The sequence below is a fragment of the Kitasatospora indigofera genome, from assembly GCF_014655955.1.
GTDB lineage: Bacteria > Actinomycetota > Actinomycetes > Streptomycetales > Streptomycetaceae > Kitasatospora > Kitasatospora indigofera.
Window position 1 is genome coordinate 1 of sequence record NZ_BNBO01000017.1, and the last position, 16,944, is coordinate 16,944.

General features: G+C 76.1%; 13 protein-coding genes. 6 read left to right on the forward strand and 7 right to left on the reverse strand.

Going from position 1 to position 16,944, the window contains the following annotated elements:
- Positions 1-144 precede the first annotated feature (144 nt).
- Both fdxA and IE329_RS16830 read left to right on the forward strand, forming a co-directional pair.
- Positions 145-483 (forward strand): ferredoxin, encoded by a 339-nt coding sequence (fdxA, locus tag IE329_RS16825; RefSeq protein WP_190211706.1) that lies wholly within the window; start codon positions 145-147, stop codon positions 481-483.
- Positions 480-1,106 carry a TetR/AcrR family transcriptional regulator gene (locus tag IE329_RS16830; RefSeq protein ID WP_190211707.1) on the forward strand — a complete coding sequence of 209 codons (627 nt, stop codon included), beginning with the start codon at positions 480-482 and terminating at the stop codon, positions 1,104-1,106. The genes fdxA and IE329_RS16830 overlap by 4 nt, the downstream gene beginning before the upstream one ends.
- 213 nt (positions 1,107-1,319) lie before the next feature.
- Here IE329_RS16830 and IE329_RS40645 read toward each other — a convergent pair whose 3' ends face one another.
- On the reverse strand, positions 1,320-2,066 hold the full coding sequence (locus IE329_RS40645; RefSeq protein ID WP_229927507.1) for a response regulator: 747 nt from the start codon (positions 2,064-2,066) through the stop codon (positions 1,320-1,322).
- A gap of 366 nt (positions 2,067-2,432) precedes the next feature.
- Here IE329_RS40645 and IE329_RS16840 point away from each other — a divergent pair, with 366 nt between their 5' ends.
- On the forward strand, positions 2,433-3,605 hold the full coding sequence (locus IE329_RS16840; RefSeq protein ID WP_190211708.1) for a transaldolase family protein: 1,173 nt from the start codon (positions 2,433-2,435) through the stop codon (positions 3,603-3,605).
- A gap of 146 nt (positions 3,606-3,751) precedes the next feature.
- Here the strand turns inward: IE329_RS16840 and pabB are convergent, their stop codons facing one another.
- The 3 genes from pabB to IE329_RS40650 form a co-directional block, all read right to left on the reverse strand.
- Positions 3,752-5,959, reverse strand: coding sequence for an aminodeoxychorismate synthase component I (gene pabB, locus IE329_RS16845; protein WP_190211709.1), 2,208 nt, complete (start codon positions 5,957-5,959; stop codon positions 3,752-3,754).
- Between the two features lie 138 nt (positions 5,960-6,097).
- On the reverse strand, positions 6,098-6,805 hold the full coding sequence (locus IE329_RS16850; RefSeq protein WP_190211710.1) for a methyltransferase domain-containing protein: 708 nt from the start codon (positions 6,803-6,805) through the stop codon (positions 6,098-6,100).
- A 467-nt stretch (positions 6,806-7,272) separates the two neighbouring features.
- A complete protein-coding gene (locus IE329_RS40650; RefSeq protein WP_229927508.1) occupies positions 7,273-7,545 on the reverse strand; it encodes a hypothetical protein in 273 nt (90 codons plus the stop codon).
- Here IE329_RS40650 and IE329_RS16855 point away from each other — a divergent pair.
- Positions 7,525-9,126 carry a helix-turn-helix domain-containing protein gene (locus IE329_RS16855; RefSeq protein ID WP_229927509.1) on the forward strand — a complete coding sequence of 534 codons (1,602 nt, stop codon included), beginning with the start codon at positions 7,525-7,527 and terminating at the stop codon, positions 9,124-9,126. The genes IE329_RS40650 and IE329_RS16855 overlap by 21 nt on opposite strands.
- 141 nt (positions 9,127-9,267) lie before the next feature.
- Here IE329_RS16855 and IE329_RS16860 read toward each other — a convergent pair whose 3' ends face one another.
- Entirely contained in the window at positions 9,268-10,545 is a 1,278-nt protein-coding gene (locus IE329_RS16860) for an IS701 family transposase (protein WP_190211711.1), read from the reverse strand.
- A 652-nt stretch (positions 10,546-11,197) separates the two neighbouring features.
- On the opposite strand from IE329_RS16860, the gene IE329_RS16865 reads away from it, so the two are divergent.
- Positions 11,198-12,352 carry an AfsA-related hotdog domain-containing protein gene (locus tag IE329_RS16865; RefSeq protein WP_190211712.1) on the forward strand — a complete coding sequence of 385 codons (1,155 nt, stop codon included), beginning with the start codon at positions 11,198-11,200 and terminating at the stop codon, positions 12,350-12,352.
- A gap of 196 nt (positions 12,353-12,548) precedes the next feature.
- Positions 12,549-15,353: an AfsR/SARP family transcriptional regulator gene (locus IE329_RS16870; RefSeq protein WP_190211713.1), complete on the forward strand. Its 2,805-nt coding sequence runs from the start codon at positions 12,549-12,551 to the stop codon at positions 15,351-15,353.
- 111 nt (positions 15,354-15,464) lie between these two features.
- Here the strand turns inward: IE329_RS16870 and IE329_RS16875 are convergent, their stop codons facing one another.
- Positions 15,465-16,325, reverse strand: a complete 861-nt coding sequence (locus IE329_RS16875; RefSeq protein WP_190211714.1) for a hypothetical protein — start codon at positions 16,323-16,325, stop codon at positions 15,465-15,467.
- Complete coding sequence (locus IE329_RS16880; RefSeq protein WP_190211715.1) at positions 16,325-16,849, reverse strand: SigE family RNA polymerase sigma factor; 525 nt, start codon at positions 16,847-16,849, stop codon at positions 16,325-16,327. The genes IE329_RS16875 and IE329_RS16880 overlap by 1 nt, the downstream gene beginning before the upstream one ends.
- Positions 16,850-16,944: the final 95 nt, after the last annotated feature.

Consider the following 16,944-nt stretch of genomic DNA (forward strand, 5'->3'; position numbering starts at 1 on the left):
CCGGCGGCCGGTCTACGACGTGCTGATGGCCGAGCAGCTGGCCACCGCCACCGCCTCGCAGGGCCCCGGCGACCTCGCCACCCTGCTCGCCGGCAACGACACCTGGACGATGGCCGACCGGCCCACCACGGAACGGAGTGACTCATGACCTACGTGATCGCGGGAGGCTGCGTCGACGTCAAGGACAAGGCCTGCCTCGACGAGTGCCCGGTGGACTGCATCTACGAGGGCCCGCGCTCCCAGTACATCCACCCCGACGAGTGCGTGGACTGCGGCGCCTGCGAACCGGTCTGCCCGGTCGAGGCGATCTACTTCGAATCCGAACTGCCGGACCGGTGGAGCGACTTCGCCCGCGCCAACGCCGAGGTCTTCATCCCGCTCGGCTCGCCGGGCGGGGCCTCCGGGCTCCCCGTGCTGGCGGCCGACCACCCGCTGGTGGCCGCCCTGCCGGCGGGTGATCCGGTGGCCGGGGGCGCGCGGTGACCGGGCGGGCGGCGCTGACCCCGGCCCGCGTGGTCGCGACGGCGCTGCTCGTCCTCGACGACGGCGGGCCGGCCGCCCTGACCCTCACCTCGGTGGCCGGGCGGGCGGGGGTGGCCGTCCCCTCGCTCTACAAGCACGTGCCCGGCGGCCTGCCCGACCTGCGGGCCCTGGTCCGGCTGCAGGTCCGGGCCGAACTCACCGCGGCCCTGTGGCGGTCGGTGCGCGGGCTCGGCGGTGACGACGCGGTCGCGGCCCTGCTGGGGGCGTACCGGGCGTACGCCCTGGGCCACCCGCACCGCTACGCGGTGCTCACCACGGACGGGGAGGTCTCGGACCGGGCGGCGCCGGCCGCCGCCGGGGCGGTCGGCGGCCCGGCGGAGGGCGGGTCCGACGTGTTCGCCGCCGCCCTGGCCGGGTACGGGCTGGCGGGCGAGGAACTGCTGCACGCGGCCCGCTGCCTGCGGGCGGTGGCCCACGGGTTCGCCTCGCTGGAGACCACCGGGGGATTCGGCCCGGCCGCGGACGCCGGTGCCACCCACGCCCGGCTGACCACGCTGCTCTCCTGGGGCCTGCGGCCGAGCCAGGCCTTCCTCACCGGCAGCCGGGCCTGGGTGGCGGCCTGAGCCGGCGGTCCGGGCCGGTGCTCCGGGCCGCAGGCCCGGGAGCCGGTCCCGTCCGGCAGGGATCCCGGCGCACGACGGAGGGCCCGGTCCGCCTGGACCGGGCCCTCCGTGCGGTCGGACGCGCCGTCCTGCCGTCCCGCCGCCGTTCGTCCGCCGTCCCGCCGTCCCGCCGCCCTGACGGGGGAGGGACGGCGGGACGGCCACCGGCGCGGTTCAGCGTGCGCCGGCCTGGCTCATCCGCGGCCACGGGTCGGTCCGGCGGGCCCAGCCGTGCAGCTCGCGGCGGGAGGAGACCTCCAGCTTCTGCATGACGGTGCTCACGTAGTTCTTCACGGTCTGCCGGGCCAGGTGCAGGTGGGTGGCGATCTCGTCGTTGGAGTAGCGGCGGAGCAGGAGGTCCAGGACCTCGCGCTCGCGCACGGTCATGCACTCGGTCAGCATGTCCCGGCCCGGCTGCGCGTCGCCCGCCGGCCAGGCCGGGTGGGGGGCGGCACCGAGGCCGTCCGGGGCGGTCTGGTCCGAGGTGATCCAGGTCGGCCGGCCCGTCACGAGCCGGCGCACCGCGTCCACCAGCGTCTCCGGTTCGACGGAGCGGTGGACGAAGCTGTCGGCCGCGCCCTCCAGGCATTCGAAGACGACGTCCGGGTCGTTGTGCTCGGAGTAGACGAGCACCATCGGCGGCCGCCGTGAGTCCTTGAGGTGGCGGCCGAGCCGCAGGCCGTCCCGCGGCCTGCGCAGGTCGCAGTCGGTGATCACGATGTCGGCGCGGTTGTCGCGGTGGTCCAGCCAGGCGGCCTCGGCGCTCCTCGCCGTGGTCACCGTGCCGACCGCGCCGGACTCCCGCAGCAGGGCCGAGAGCGCGGTGCGCGCCAGCGGCCAGTGGTCGACGACGAGAGCCCGTGGGTGTGCCGTCCATTCCTGCGGGTACCAAGGCACCGACGTGCCCCCGTTCTCCTCCATGCCTCTCACCATCCTTCCCCGTGACCGGTGGTACGACCCGATCCCCCCTGATGACATGCCGATTGTCAGGACCGGGCGAGCGGCCGGTCAACGCGGGCCGGACTTGTTTCGCAAGTGCGGGAGAGCAGCCAGGCCAGCGGTGATCCGGGAGGTGACAAAGTACGAGGACGATCATTGCGCCCGCCCCGGGGCCCGCGCAGACTGTCGTTGTCGGCACGGCTGTTGTGGCCGCGTACCCGTTGCGCGCCCGGCGATTCGCCGCAGGCGGCGAGACCGCGGACATCTCGCGTGCCGCCTAAAGATATTGAGGACCCGTCAGGTACGTTCGGGCGGGTGACCACCGATGCGCAGCAGGGGAGAGCCGGGATGAGGGGTGCCACCTGGAAGCAGCTGGCCGCCGAGGGGGCCTCCGTCTGGCTGGACGGTTCGGTCCGGCCGCCGGCCGGCTCCGGCGGCGCCGCCCCGGGCGGTCCGGGCCGGGCGACGGCCCCCAGGACGGCCGAGCAGCTGGTCGCCGGGGGCTGGGTCACCGGTCTGGTGCTCGGGCCCGAGGCGCTGGCGGACAGCGTGGTGCTCCCCTCCCAGCGGGCGCTCCTGCGGGACCTGGCGAGCCTGGAGGTCAGCCCGCAGGGCGCGGTCCGGCGGCTCTCCGCGCACCGCGCGCGGGAGGCCTGCGACCTGCTCGGCCGGGTGTACGAGGAGACCGGCGGCCGGGACGGGTACGTCTCGGTGGACCTGCCGGTGTGGTCCCCGGCGGACCCGGCGGTGCTGCTGGCCGAGGCCCGCACCCTGTGGTGGCTGGTGGACCGGCCGAACCTGCTGGTGCGGATCCCGGCGACGGAGGCCGGACTGGCCGCCATCGTCGGCTGTCTGGCGGACGGGATCGGGGTGGACGTCGCTCCGCTGGTCACTGTCGAGAGCTACCGCCAGGTGCTGGAGGCCTTCGACGAGGGGCTGGAGCGGGCCCGGGCGGCCGGCCGCCGGCTGGACCGGATCGCCGCCCTGACCTCGTTCGCGGTGCGGAAGGTGGACACCGAGGTCGACGCCCGGCTGGCGGCCCTGCCCGGCGCCAACTCCGCCGCCCTGCGCGGCCGGACCGGACCTGCCCTGGCCCGGGTGGTCTACCGGTTGCGCGAGGAGCACCTGGACCGCGCCCGCTGGCGTTCACTGGCCGCCGCGGGCGCCCGCCCGCACCGGCTCGCCTGGCTGGCCTGCGGCGCCCCGCCCGGTCCGGCGGCCGACCAGGCCGGGGCCGGCGCGGGTGGCCGGTACCTCGGCGCGCTGCTGGCGGAGGGGGTCGTGCACGTCCTCCCGCCCGACCTGCTGGCCGGCCTGGAGGAGGAGGTGCCGCTGTTCGGGGACATGCTGTCCGGCCGGTACGTCAGCGCCCAGCGCGACCTGGAGGGCCTGGTGGCGGCCGGGGTGCCGCTGGCCGAGGTGACCGACGAGCTGGGCGTGCGGTACCCCGCGGACTTCGCCCGGGCCTGGTCGCGGCTGCTGGCGGCGACGGCCGCCGGGCTGCGGCCCGCGGAGGGGTGAGGCCGGTGGGCGCGGGGGCCGGGTCCGTCCCGGTGGCCGGGACGGACCCCGGCCCCGTGGCCGGCCTGCCGCGTCCGTACCGCCGGCCCGGGCCGGCCCGGACGGTCCGGGAACGGCTCGGCCGCCGGCGGTACCGGCGGGACGGGCTACCGGGAGGGCTCGGCCGGGCGGCCGGCGAGCGCGGGCCGGGGCTCGGGTACGGGCCGGGTGTCGAGGGCCGGCCGGGCCGGTACCCGTCCGGGGAACCCGTCGGCGCAGAGCCCCAGCAGGGGGGCCGCCTTCACCGCGGTCTCCTCGAACTCCTCGTCGGGGTCGGAGAGGGCGACCACCGCCCCGCCGACGCCGTACCGCACCCGGCCCGGCTCCGGTCCGGCCACCAGGGTGCGGATCACGATGCTCAGGTCGGCCGCGCCGGAGAGCGAGAAGTAGCCGACCGCGCCGGAGTAGACGCCGCGGGGGCCGGCCTCCAGCCGGTCGATCAGCTGCATCGTCCGCCGTTTGGGGGCGCCGGTCATCGAGCCGCCGGGGAACGCCGCCCGTACGCAGTCGACGGCGCTGGCGTCGTCCCGCAGCCTGGCCCGTACGGTGCTGACCAGCTGGTGGGCCCGGGCGAAGGTCTCCACCCGGAAGATCTCCGAGGCCTCCACCGAACCGACCTCGGCGCACCGGCCCAGGTCGTTGCGGACCAGGTCGACGATCATCAGGTTCTCCGAGCGGTCCTTCTCGCTGGCGGCGAGCTCCAGGCGCAGCGCCTCGTCCTCGGCCGGCGTCGCGCCGCGCGGTCTGGTCCCCTTGATCGGGCGGGACTCGGCGACGCCGTCCCGGCCGATCCGCAGGAACCGTTCGGGCGAGGTGCTGAGCACGGTCGTCCGGCCGAACTGCAGCAGGGCGGCGAACGGCGCGGGGCTGGCCCGGCGGAGCCGGCGGTAGGCCTGCCAGGTGTCGAAGGTCCCGCTCGCGGTCAGCTCGTTGGTGAGGCAGACCTCGTACGTCTCGCCGGCCGCGATCTCCTGCTGGCAGGCGCCGATCAGGTCCAGGTAGGCCTCCCGGTCGTGCCGCAGCCGCAGTCCGTCGAGCTGCGGTTCGCGGCCGACCGGCGGGTCCTCGGCGGTGCGGCCGGCCAGGGTGCCCAGCTGCCGGGCGGCGTCCGCCAGCCACTGCCGGGCCGCGGCCTCGGAGACGCCGCCGTCGCCGTCCTCGACCAGGGCGAGCAGGTGGCTGGTGGCGGTCGCGTGGTCGAGCACGACGGCCCGGTCGGCGAAGACCAGGACGGCGTCGTCCTCCTCGGCGCGGTGCACCCGGTCCCCGCCGGTCTGCGACTTCAGCTCGTACCCGAGGTAGCCGACCCAGCCGAGCGCGAAGTCGAAGGGCAGGTCGGGGAGTTCCGTCCGGCAGGAGCGCAGGTCCTGGTCGAGCCAGGGCAGGAACTCGCCGGCCACGGTGGTGGTGCGGCCACCCTGTTCGACGGTGACGGTGTCGTTCCAGGCGTCGGCCCTGGCCACCCGGGCGAGCGGGCCGCAGGCGTCGCCGAGAATGGAGAAGCGGCCGCGTGCGGTGTCCCGGGCACTGCTGTCGAGCCAGAACGCGTGGTTGCCGCCGCGGAACAGGTGGTCGAAGACCAGTTCGTCGTCCCACCGGGTGGGCAGGGCCCCGGCCAACACCCGCAGGCGGCGGACGGGGCCGGACGGTGCCGCCGCCACACCCGGGGCGCCGGGGCCGGTGCCGGCCACGGGCGCCGGAACGGGGGCGGCCGCCTCCCGGGGCGGTCGGTGCCCGGCCGCCAGCCGGAGGAAGTTCGCCAGCAGCTGGTGGCCGTGGCTGGTGGAGACCGATTCGGGGTGGAACTGCACGCCCCAGAGCGGGCGGTCGCGGTGGCGCAGGCCCATCAGCACGCCGTCGGAGCTCCAGGCGGTGGCCTCGATCTCCTCCGGGAGGTCGGTGACGGCGAGCGAGTGGTAGCGCACCACCTCCAGCGGGGACGGCAGTCCGGCGAAGAGGCCGGTGCCGTCGTGCCGGACGGCCGAGGTCCGGCCGTGCCGGGGCTCCGGGGCGCGGCCCACCGTGGCGCCGAACTCCCAGCCGATTCCCTGGTGGCCCAGGCAGATTCCCAGGATCGGCAGCTCGCACTCCCGGACGAGCCGGCGGCAGATGCCGAAGTCGGCCGCGCGGGCCGGGGTACCGGGCCCGGGGGAGAGCACCACACCGTCGAAACCGGCCAGCTTGGCCGCTAACGGCCCCTCGGTCCAACCGGGTTCGTCGTTGCGGATGACGACCGGTTCGGCGCCGGCCTCGGCGAGGTAGTGGAACAGGTTGTAGGTGAAGGAATCGTAGTTGTCGACCAGAAGAATGCGCACCGCAGCCTCACAGACTTGGCGGGGAAGGGGAGTTGGGCACAGGGTCACCTGCTGGGGCGGCGCCTGGGTGGGCCGCCCAGTGGTCCGGCGGGCCCGGCCGCCGGCCGGACCGGACGGCGCCCGGCTGCCGCTCGGGTCTCAGGCGGCGAGGACCTGCAGCAGCATGTGGTCGACCTCGTCCTGGCCCTCCTGGACCACGACGCGGTGCAGTTCCCGCAGCTCACGGCCGGTCTCCTCGGCGGCCCGGCGCAGCTCCGCGAGGTCCCCGCGCGAGCTGAAGTGCAGCAGCGCGGCGCCGTCCGGGGTCAGCCAGCCGGTCGCCTGGTCGAGGAACCTGCGGTGCGCGGCGTAGCCGGTGTCGACGTAGGCCCGCTCGTGCATGCTGCGGTAGCGGTAACCGCTCGGCGCGAGAACGTAGTTGGAACTCCAGAAGACCAGGTCGAAGCGCTCCTCGGCGGGGACGGCCTCGAACAGGTCGCCCTGCACGGCGCGGAACCGCTCCGCCACCCCGTGCCGGTCGGCGTTCAGGCGGGCGTTCGCCGCGGCCTGCGGGTTGATGTCGGTGGCGACCACCCGGTCGCAGCCGGCCAGGGCGGCGGTCACCGCGATCACCCCGGTGCCGCAGCCCACCTCCAGGAAGGAGCCGGAGCGGGGTACCTCCACCGGCTCCGACCAGCCCAGGAAGTCCAGGGCCACCCCGGTGCTGGGCGAGTAGATCGGTGCGAACACGTCGTCGAGCAGGTCCCATTCGCGGCCGCGCAGGGTGAAGCTGGACGGCCGGTCGGCGCGGGTCCGGGCCTCGTGGCTGCGGCGAAGGGATCTCATGTAGCTCTGGATCTCGGGCATGTGGACTCCCCCGGTCTCGATGATCGGCCTGGCCGGCCTCCCTCGGTGAGCGCCAAGTGTTCACAACCGGGCATGCGTGGGAGAAGGTGATGCCGTCACACAACCCCTCAATCGGGTGGTGACCGGATCACACCCTGTCATCAGAGCGGGGCGCCCACCTCGGCGCTAAACGCTCCCGTAACGGTCCGGACATCGGCGGTCCGTTTTCCATTCCGGATTGTGGAAGGCATTGCCGGCCGTCGGGTTCCCGTCGCCCGGCCGTTGCCGAATGCTGGTGCAAAGGTCAGACAGCAGGACCCGCAGGGGAATTGGCGGGGGTTCCGGTGCTTGACGCGGAGTGGCGAGACCCATACAGTCCGACTCTACGGACGGCGGTACCAAGATCTCAGAGAAGGGTCCGGGGGGACTTGCGTATCGACTCTGTCGAGGCGGGCGCGCTCGCGGCTCTTCAGCTCCTTGCCGCGGAGTCACCACCCGGCGCCTTTGATGATCTGCTCCATGAGGCGAGGCGCCAGGGACTGTCCCCCGACTCGGTCGAAAAGCTGACCCAGGTCAAGTACCTGACGCTGAGAATTCACGGACTTCTCGGTAGACAGGGCCAGCGCGAGGCCGAGCTTTCGGCGCTTGTCGATACCGCCCGCGATCTCTCCTCGCCCTTCGAGCTGGACGCCCTTCTGAAGGTAATCTCGCGAAGAGCCCGCCTTCTGCTCAATCTCGACATGGCGTACATCAGTTTCCATGATTCGGATTCCGAGGACTCCTACATCCGTGCCGCCGACGGTCACGCGACCGCGCTCACGGTGGGTTTCCGGGTGCCCGGGCAGGCCGGCCTCGGCGGCGACGTCAGATCCGGCGGCGCCCCGTTCTGGACCGCCGACTATCTCGCCGACGACCGCATCCGGCACGTCGGGCCGATCGACGAGGTGGTCCGGGCCGAGGGCCTGCGCGCCATCCTGGCCGTTCCGCTGCGCTACGGGGACTCCCCCTTCGGCGTCCTCTACGTCGCCGACCGCGGCATCCGGCACTTCACGCCGGCCGAGGTCGCCCTGATGACCTCGCTGGCCGACCTCGCCGCGGTCGCCATCGAGCGCACCCAGCTGACCGGCCAGGCCCTGGCCGAGATCATCAGCCTGGAGCAGTACTCCTCCCGGGCGAAGAGCGAACTCGGCGCGCTGCGCCGGGCCCATGACAGCCACTCCCGGATGGTCGACCTGCTGCTCGACGGCGGCGACCTCCAGGCGCTCACCACGATGGCCGCCGAGGCGCTCGGCGGCGCGGTGGCCGTCCGCGACGGCAGCAGCCGGATCCTCGCCTTCAGCGGGGAGATCCCGGACGTGGACGAGAGCGCCGCCGTCGGCGCGGCCCTCGACTCGTACGCCTCCCGGGAGCCGGTCTGCCTGCCGGACGGCACCTGGGTCGCCGCCGTGACCGCCCACAACCAGGACTTCGGCCACCTGCTGGCCCGCCCGGAGCGCCCGCTCGGCGAGAGCGGGGTGCGGCTGCTCGCCCTCACCGCCAAGTCGGTGGCCCTGCTGGTGCTGATGCACCGCACCACGGCCGCCACCGAGAGCCTGATGCGCGACGAGTTCTTCGACGACCTGCTCGCCGAACCGCAACGCCCGGTCGCCCAACTGCGGGAGCGGGCAAGGCGGCTGGGGCTGGACCTGAGCAGTCCGCACGTGGTGGTGGTGGCCCGGCTGGAGGGCGGCCCCTCGGGCCGCGCGGTGGTCTGGGCCTCGTCCTACGCGCTGCGGATGAGCGGATTGAAGAGCATTCGCAGCGGCTGCATCGCGCTGCTGCTGCCCGGCGTGGACGCGAGCGCGGCCGCCCGCGCGGTCTCCGGCGAACTCTCGCCCATCCTCGGCCACCAGGTCACGGCCGGTGCGGCCGGCCCGGTGTCCGGGATCGAGGAGATCGCGCCGATCTACCACGAGGCGCAGCGCTGCCTCAGCGCGCTGACCGCGCTCGGGAGCGACGGCGGCAGCGCCTCGCTCAGCGAACTCGGATTCATCGGCGTGCTGTTGGGCGACAGTCACAGCGCCACCAACTTCATCGACAACACCATCGGCCCGGTGCTCGACTACGACACCCGCCGGCTCAGCACCCTGGTCCGCACCCTGGAGGCCTACTTCGCGGCGGGCTCCAGCCCCACCTACGCGGCCGAGGCCCTGCACGTGCACCCCAACACGGTCTCGCGCCGGCTGGAGCGGATCACCGAACTGCTGGGCCCGGACTGGCAGAAGCCCGCCCAGGCCCTGGAGATCCAGCTCGCCCTGCGACTGCAGCGCACCCGGGACGCGCTCCAGCCGTCGGCGGACTGACCCGGGGCCGGCCCCGGCCGTAGCACCACGCCTCCCCATCGCTCCCCCTTCGGGCCGGCCGTCCGGGCCGGCTGTTCGGACTCGTCGTTCAGGCCCGTCGCACGGGCAGGCCGCTCGGGCCGCCCGCACCGGGCGCACCGCTCAGGCCGACCGCACCAGTGCGGGCGCGCCGTCCGACGTCAGGATCCTGGCCGCGTGCGCGACCGAGGCCAGCGTGGTGTGGCGGTGCCACCCCTCGAAGGACCGCCCCTCGAACTCCCGCAGCCCGGCCGGCTCGCCGACGTCCTCGAAGTCCCGCTCGACCCGGCGGGCCAGCTTCGCCAGCCGCAGCAGGGCGGCGGGCGGACCGTTCAGGTCGGTCAGCCAGTACTCGGTGGGCCAGGGCAGGCCGTCGCTCCACTCGCCCAGCAGCGTCAGCCCGCCCCGGCCGCCGCCGCGTCCGGCCGAGCCCGGTTCCGTACCGCCCGGCCGGACCGGCAGGGGCCGGGCCGCCGCGGCCGCGCCCGGCCGGCCCGCCGGGGCCCCGCCGGGCCGCTGGCCCGCCCGCTCGGCCCGCTCCTCCAGCCGTACGGTCACCGCCAGGCTGCTCCTGGCCCGGCCACGGACCGGGTCCCACCACTGGACGGGGACCCGCGCGCTGCCGCCCGAGGCCGCGGTGAGCAGTTGCTGGGCACGGGCCTCGCGCCGTCCGGTGCCGGCGGCGGGCAGCAGCACGGAGTCGTCGATCCGGGCCAGGAACGGGATCCCGGCGGCCTGGCAGGCGGCCACCGCCGCCGCCGACTCGGGGCCGTCCAGGTCCAGCACCACCGGACGCCTGGGCAGCCCCCAGCCCCGGGCGGCCTCCACCACGGCCCGGCCGGCGCACTCGCCGGGGCTGCTCTCCCCCCAGCGCTCGGGAATCTTCGCCCGGCTGCGCCTGGCCCGGTCGGCCAGCCAGCCGGCCGGCAGGTGCAGGCCCCAGTTCACCGGGCTGCTCCCGCGCGCCGACACCGACCAGAGCCCGTACGCGCGCTGGCTGTTGACGACCCGCCCGGAGCCGGGGTCGAGCCGCCGCTCGACCCCCACCGTGTGCTCGCCGGCCTTGGGCACCGTCATCGGGCGCAGCACCCAGGCCTGTGGGCCGAGCACCGTCTCCAGGTGGCGGGCGAGCGCCTCCCGGACCGGCCGCCAGTCCCAGGTCGAGCAGCTGATGAAGTGGTGCATGCTCTGCCCGGCCGCGTCGGCGCCGAGGTGCAGGGCGATGTTGCGCATCGACTTGCGTCCCTCGGTCATCAGCAGGCCGCGGACGTAGCGCTCGCCCTTGGCCCGTTGGTCGCTGCGCTGCATCGAGGCGAGGACGGCCGAGCACAGCGTGCCCACCGTCCTGTCGAGGTCCCCGGCGAGCAGCGGAAGGCTGCCGGGTGCCAGACCTGTGCTCATCGGATCCCCTGTTCTGCGGTCGGCGTCGCGGTGCTCCGCCCGCGGCGCTGGCGCACCGGTGGGTGGAGCCCACCCGGGGAGCCACGGGAGCCCGAAGGGTGGTCAGTCCACCATCCCCGGGGCGCGGGCCCGCGCACAGGTGCGGCCGTCACACACTCGGGGCCGCCCGGTGCTGGCAGGGCAACCATCGGCCCGGCGGGGCTCCCCGCGGGCCGTCCGGGCCGGGGCGGGGGTGGTGGCCGGACCACACTCACCCGTACATCCGGCCGACCGCTCGCTCGTGCGCGCCAGGCTGTGCCGGGCCGGGACGGGCGCCGCGCCGGCCGCCCGCCGGGGCGCCCGGCCGGCGGGTACCGCCGGTACCGCCCGGTCCGCGGATCCGAGTACCGGCGGTCCTAACGGTCACGGCGGGCGGCTTCCTAGCCTGGGCCAGGACGGGGGAGGCGTCAGGCAGCCGACCTCACCCGCCAGGAGGAGCCGCCGCCGGAGCCGTCACCACGGACCGGCCGGCCGGACCCTCGCCGCGAGGGCCGGACCGACCCGTCACCCGGGCCCGCCGGGCCGCCGACGCCGGGGACGCCCCGGCCGCAGGCCCAGGAAGGACCGCATCGCTGCCAGAGACTGCCCAGAACGCCGACGAGCGGAGTTCTCCGTGCCAGAGCAAGTACCCGGTCTCACCCTCGCCCAGGCCGTACGCACCAGGCCGGAGGCGGGGCACCGGCCCACGTCCGCAGCGATGTCCGCCTCGATCGCCCCTTCGATCTCCGCGCTGGTGTCCGGCGCGCCGACGCTCGCCCCGATGGTCGTGGCGTCCCCGCCGGCCGCGCCCCCGAGGTTCACCCCGGCCGCGCCCGCCGCCCCCGGCTTCGTCCACCACCTGGTGCACCGGCCGAACACCCCGGAGGGGGTGGTGCTCGGCACCGCCGCGCCGGTGACCCAGGAGTTCGCGGTCTCCGCCGTGCTGCCCGAGCGGCACCCGCTCTTCAACGACGGGGCCGACGCCTTCCACGACCTGCACTCCCCGGCCGAGGCGCTGCGCCGCACCGCGCTGTTCGTCGCCCACCGGTACTTCCGGGTCCCGCAGGAGCGGCCCGCGGTGTTCGCCTCCACCGAGGTCGAGCTCACCGAGCTGGAGCCGTGGCGCCGCGCCGCCGGGCCGGCCCACCTCACCATGGACATCACGCTGCGTCCGGCCGACGTGGTCAACGGCGTGCCGCGCGGGCTGGAGTGCGAGAGCGCCCTCAGCTTCGAGGGCGTGCGCTGCGGCACGGCCCGGGCCCGGCTGGTCTTCCTGATGCCGAAGGTCTACCAGAACCACCGCGAGCGGGGCCGCGCCGCGAGCCGCTCCAGACCGGTCGAGGTCGAGGGCGCCGAGCCCTGGCCGCTCCGGCCGGAGCCGAAGGCGGTGGGCCGTACCGACCCGCGGAACCTCGTCCTCGGCACCCCGGCCCAGAACCCGGCGGGCGAACTGCTGGTGCAGGTGCTCGCCGACCCGGCGAACGCGGTCTTCGCCGAGGCGGCGGGCGACCACGTGCCGGCCGTCGTCCTGGTCGAGGCCTCCCGGCAGACGGCCTTCCTGCTGGCCGGCGAACTGCACGGCTTCACCGTGGCGGGCTGTGTGCTGAGCCGCTGGAGCGCGCGCTTCCAGGGCTTCGCCGAGCCCGACCTGCCGCTCTGGTGCCGTGCGCTGGCCGGGCCGCTGGGGCGCGCCGCCGACGGCCGGCCCGCGCTGCCGGTGACGCTGGTCTTCTTCCAGGGCTCCCGCCAGGTCGGCTCGGTCGAGACGACCGTCCTCCAGGACTGCTGATGGAACGCCCACCGCTCCGCAGCCCGGCCCCGCACGCCCCGGCCCTGAACTCCTCCGGCCGGCGGTACCGGTTCACCCCGGCGCCGCCGGCCGCCCCGGCCGCGCCGCCGCGGCCGGCCGCAGCAACCGCAACAAGCGCAGCAACCGCAGCAACCGCAGCAACCGCAGCAACCGTCACGCCTCGGGGGAGAACGAGATGAGGTTCCGGATCCTGGGGCCGGTCAGCATGACCCCCCGCACCCCGACCGCCGCGAAGGTCCGGGTGCTGCTCGCGGCCCTGCTGGTCCGGGCGAACGAGGTGGTGTCCACCGAGAGCCTGATCGACGAGCTCTGGGACATCGACCCGCCCAGGACCGCCGCCACCACCCTCCAGGTCTACGTCTCCCAGCTCCGCAAGGCGCTGGCCGACGCCGACGGCCCCGGCGACGCCTTCGCCGCCGGCCGCCGCCTGCACACCGTGCCGCCCGGCTACCGGCTGCACGTCGGCGAGGACGAACTCGACCTCAGCCGCTTCGAGTTCCTGCGCCGCAGCGGCAAGGAGGCCTACGAGCGCGGCAACTTCGCGGCCGCCTCCGGCCTGCTGCGCGAAAGCCTGGACCTCTGGACGGGCGTGGCCCTGTCCGGGGTCCCGCACGGCCCGGTGCTCGCCACCACCGGCGTCCGCCTGGAGGAGCTGCGCACCGTCACGCTGGAGCAGCGGATCGCCGCCGACCTGCGCCTCGGCCGGCACCACGAACTCACCGGCGAGCTGATGGAACTGGTCAGCCGGCACCCCTACCGGGAGACCCTGCACGCCCACCTGATGGTGGCGCTGTTCCGGGCCGACCGGCAGTCCGACGCGCTGCGCGCCTTCGCCCGGGCCCGGCGCTCGCTGGTGGAGGAACTCGGCGTGGAGCCCGGCGCGGGGCTGCGCAAGCTGCACGACCGGATCCTGCGCTCCGACCCGACGCTGGCCTGGCAGGAGCCCGCCGCCCCGGCCGGCCAGGAGCCCGCCCCGGCCCTCTGGCTGCCGCCCGCCACCGCCGACTTCACCGGCCGCGAGGACGTCCTCACGGTCGCCGGCAAGCTGCTCCCCGAGGCCGCCGGCCCCGCGCCGCAGCCCGTCCTGGTGGTCAGCGGCCGGGCCGGCGTCGGCAAGAGCGCCCTCGCGGTGGAGCTGGCCCGGCGCAACGCCGACCGCTTCCCCGCCGGCCAGGTGCTGCTCCACCTGCGCGGCCCCCGTGACATGGCGCTGGACGCCGGCCAGGCGATGGCCGGCCTGCTGCGCCGGATCGGCCCGGGCAGCGAGGGGCGGCCGGCCGGCCAGGCGCCGCCCGCCGCTGCGGAGGAGGCCGCCGCCGTGCCCGACGGCGACCAGGAGGAGCTGGCCGAGCGGCTGCACCGCGCCGTCCAGGGTCGCCGGCTGCTGGTGATCCTGGACGACGCCTCCTCGGAGGAGCAGGTCAGGCCGCTGCTGGCGGCCCTGCCGGACACCTTCACCGTGGTCACCAGCCGGCGCACGCTGGCCGGCCTGGACGGCGCCCGCCACCTCACCCTGGACGTGCTGCGCCCCAACGAGGCGCAGAAGCTGCTGGCGTCGATCGTCGGGCCCCGGCTGGCCGACGACCCGGCCGCCGCCCAGGAGATCGCCCGGCTCTGCGGCCACCTGCCGCTCGCCGTGCGGGTGGCCGGCACCGGCCTGGCCGCCCGGCCGCACTGGACGGCCGCCGCCTGGGCCGCCCGGCTGGCGGACGAGAGCGCGGGCCTGAGCCGCTTCGTGGCCGGCGACCTCGACGTCCGGGCCAGCCTGCTGGCGGGCTACCGCGAGGTCGGCCCGGCCGAGCGGCGGGCCTTCCGGCTGCTGTCGCTGGCCCCCGTCCCCGACTTCCCGCTGTGGAGCGCGGCGGCGCTGCTGGGCCTGCCGGCGGCCGAGGCCGAGCAGGTGGTGGAGCGGCTGGTGGAGTCCCAGTTGCTCGGGGTCCGGCGGGCCGCCTCCGGCCAGGCGTACCGCTACAGCTTCCACCGCCTGCTGCGGAAGCTGGCGCTGGAACTCCTCGCGGACGAACTGCCGGGCGAGGTCGAATCGGCCACCGAGCGGCTCGGCAGTGCCTACCTGGGGTACGCCCGGTACGCCGACGCGCTGCTCGCCCCGGGCCGGCTGCCCGGTGCCGCAGGGGCCCGGCCCGCCGCGCGGGCGGCCGCCGCGGCCGTCGCGGGGGGCTCCGAGCCGGCCCTCGTGGTCGGGGACACCCCCGCCCGCTGGTTCCAGGACGAGGCGGCCGGCCTGGTCGACGCCGTCCGCCAGGCGCACACCGCCGGGCTGTGGCGGCTGACCTGGGAGCTGGCCGACGCCCTCACCGGCTGGTTCGAGGCCGGCTCGGTGTGGGGCGACTGGGCCGCCACCCATGAACTGGCCCTGGACGCCACCCTGCTGGCCGAGCGCCCGGCCGAGCGGGCGGCGGTGCTGCACTCGCTGGGCGACCTCGCCTGGCAGCAGCGCCGGACCCGTCCGGCGGCCGACCGCTACGAGTCCGCCCGGGCCCTGTTCGCGGCCGCCGGCGACCGGGCCGGCCAGGCCCGCTGCCTGGTCGGACTGGCCGACGTCGCGCTGAGCAGCGGCGAGTCCGGCCACGCCGGCAAGCTGTACGCGCAGGCCGCCGGGCTGTTCGAGGCCGACGGCCCCGGGCACGCCCGCGGCCAGGCCGACGTGCTGCGCGGCCTGGCCCTGGTGAGCCTGCTCGCAGGCCGCACCGAGGAGGCGCTGCACCGCTTCGGCGACTTCGTCGAGGCGGCCCAGCGGCTGGGCGACAAGCGCTGGTCGCAGTTCGGCAGCCGGAGCATCGACCGGATACAGGAGCACGTCGTGGACTGGGCCACCGGCCGCCGGATGGAGGCCCTGGAGGTCCGCCCGGGCGTCTGGCTGGTGGGCGTGCCGCACGCCGGGGTCACCTACCCGGGCGTCCCGCAGGCCGGGGTCGCGTACCCGGGCCTGCCCCATGCCGGGGCCACGGCCGCCGGCTGACCGTACGGCGGTGCCACGGCCGTACGCCGGGGTCACGGCCGCCGGCCGGGCGTCCACCGCCCGGCCGGCGTACGGGCCGGCCGGGGCGGGACGGTCCGCCCCGGCCCGGCCTCAGTGGGTCGGGGCGAAGTCGCCCCACACCGAGACACCCCCGTCGGCCGTCCGGCCGTCGGCCCGGTAGGTGTCGTCCTTGGCGTCGCGGCCGCCCGCCGCGTGGTCGTACCGTCCGGCGAACAGGTGCTGGCCGGCCGGGACGGTCCGGCCGGGCCGGAGGGTCCAGCGGTAGACCAGGACGTCGCCCTCCACCCGCACGCTCGCCGTGAAGTCCTCGGCGGGCAGGCTCAGCAGGCTCCCGGCGTCCTGGACCCCGGCGGTCCGGGCGATCCGGAGCTCCACCGTCAGCGAGGTCAGCGGCTTGCGGGCCTTCAGCGTGACGTTGCTCTGCGCCCGGGTGCCGGTGCTGCCCGGGTCGACCGAGCCGTCCGACCAGAGCGGCCCGTCCTCGGTGTGCGAGCCGCCGGCCGGGGCCGTCGCGGAGGCGGGGGCCGTCGGCCCGGCCGGCGCGGAAGCGGCCGCGGTGACCGCGGTGGCCGCGGGGTGCGAGGCCGCCGGGGACGGAACGGGGCCGGGCCCCACCGGCGCCGGGGCGGCCGGGGACGACGGGGCGGCGGAGCGCGGCGGCGAGGGGCTCGGCGAGGGGCTCGGCGCCGTCGGGCCGGTCACCCCGGCCGGCCGGGGGGCCTGTTCCCGGACGACGGAGGCGACCGCGAAACCGCCCGCCACCAGGGTGCCGGCGGTGGCGAGGGCGGTGATCCAGACCCTCGGCCAGGAGGCGGGACCGGTCCGCGCGGGAGCCCGTCCGGGACGTGCTCCGGCGGCCGTGCCGCGCTCCACCCGGGCGAGCATCCGGGCCCGGTCGGGCCGGTGCGCGGCCGCCGCCTCGCGCAGCCGCGCGCGCAGGTCCTCGTCCATCAGTTCCTCCTCCCCACCAGCACGTCGGCGGCGCGCCCGCCGAGCATCCGTTCCAGCTCGGCCAGGCCCTTGGAGGTCTGGCTCTTCACCGTACCGACCGATATCCCGAGGGCCAGGGCGGTGTCCTTCTCCGAGAGGTCGAAGGCGTGCCGCAGCACCACGCAGGTCCGCTTGCGGAACGGCAGCCGGCCGAGCGCCTCCCGGACGTCCAGCACGGCCGCGACGTCCGGCCCGTCCGTGTGATCGCCGCGGCGGTCCCAGAAGAGCGTGACCCGGCGGCGCTCGCGCACGGCGCTGCGGATCCGGCCGCGCGCCATGTTGGCGACCACGCCCCGGGCGTACGCGACCGGGCTGCCGGCCCGCCGCACCCGGTCCCAGCGGTGCCAGAGGGCGACCAGCGCGTCCGCCGCGAGGTCGTCGGCGGCGTCCGCCTCACCGGTCAGCAGATGGGCGAGGCGGGCGAGTTCGGCGTAGTGGCGCTCGAAGAAGTCGTGGAACTCCGCGGAAGCGTCGTCGACGGCCATGCCGTGGGTGACCTCTCCGTGTGTGATGCGCCCTTTTCCCGCCGGGAGCGGGGCGGCAGCCTACCAATCGGTGCGCGGGCGCGGCGGGCCGGCCG

Bases quoted from the DNA above. Each gene is read 5' to 3' on its own strand.
- IE329_RS40650 (WP_229927508.1), bottom strand. From the start codon at position 7,545: ATGGAAACTGATGTACGCCATGTCGAGATTGAGCAGAAGGCGGGCTCT.
- IE329_RS16855 (WP_229927509.1), top strand. From the start codon at position 7,525: ATGGCGTACATCAGTTTCCATGATTCGGATTCCGAGGACTCCTACATC.
- IE329_RS16870 (WP_190211713.1), top strand. From the start codon at position 12,549: ATGAGGTTCCGGATCCTGGGGCCGGTCAGCATGACCCCCCGCACCCCG.
- IE329_RS40645 (WP_229927507.1), bottom strand. From the start codon at position 2,066: ATGGAGGAGAACGGGGGCACGTCGGTGCCTTGGTACCCGCAGGAATGG.
- IE329_RS16875 (WP_190211714.1), bottom strand. From the start codon at position 16,325: ATGGACGAGGACCTGCGCGCGCGGCTGCGCGAGGCGGCGGCCGCGCAC.
- IE329_RS16850 (WP_190211710.1), bottom strand. From the start codon at position 6,805: ATGCCCGAGATCCAGAGCTACATGAGATCCCTTCGCCGCAGCCACGAG.
- fdxA (WP_190211706.1), top strand. From the start codon at position 145: ATGACCTACGTGATCGCGGGAGGCTGCGTCGACGTCAAGGACAAGGCC.
- IE329_RS16840 (WP_190211708.1), top strand. From the start codon at position 2,433: ATGAGGGGTGCCACCTGGAAGCAGCTGGCCGCCGAGGGGGCCTCCGTC.
- IE329_RS16860 (WP_190211711.1), bottom strand. From the start codon at position 10,545: ATGAGCACAGGTCTGGCACCCGGCAGCCTTCCGCTGCTCGCCGGGGAC.
- IE329_RS16880 (WP_190211715.1), bottom strand. From the start codon at position 16,849: ATGGCCGTCGACGACGCTTCCGCGGAGTTCCACGACTTCTTCGAGCGC.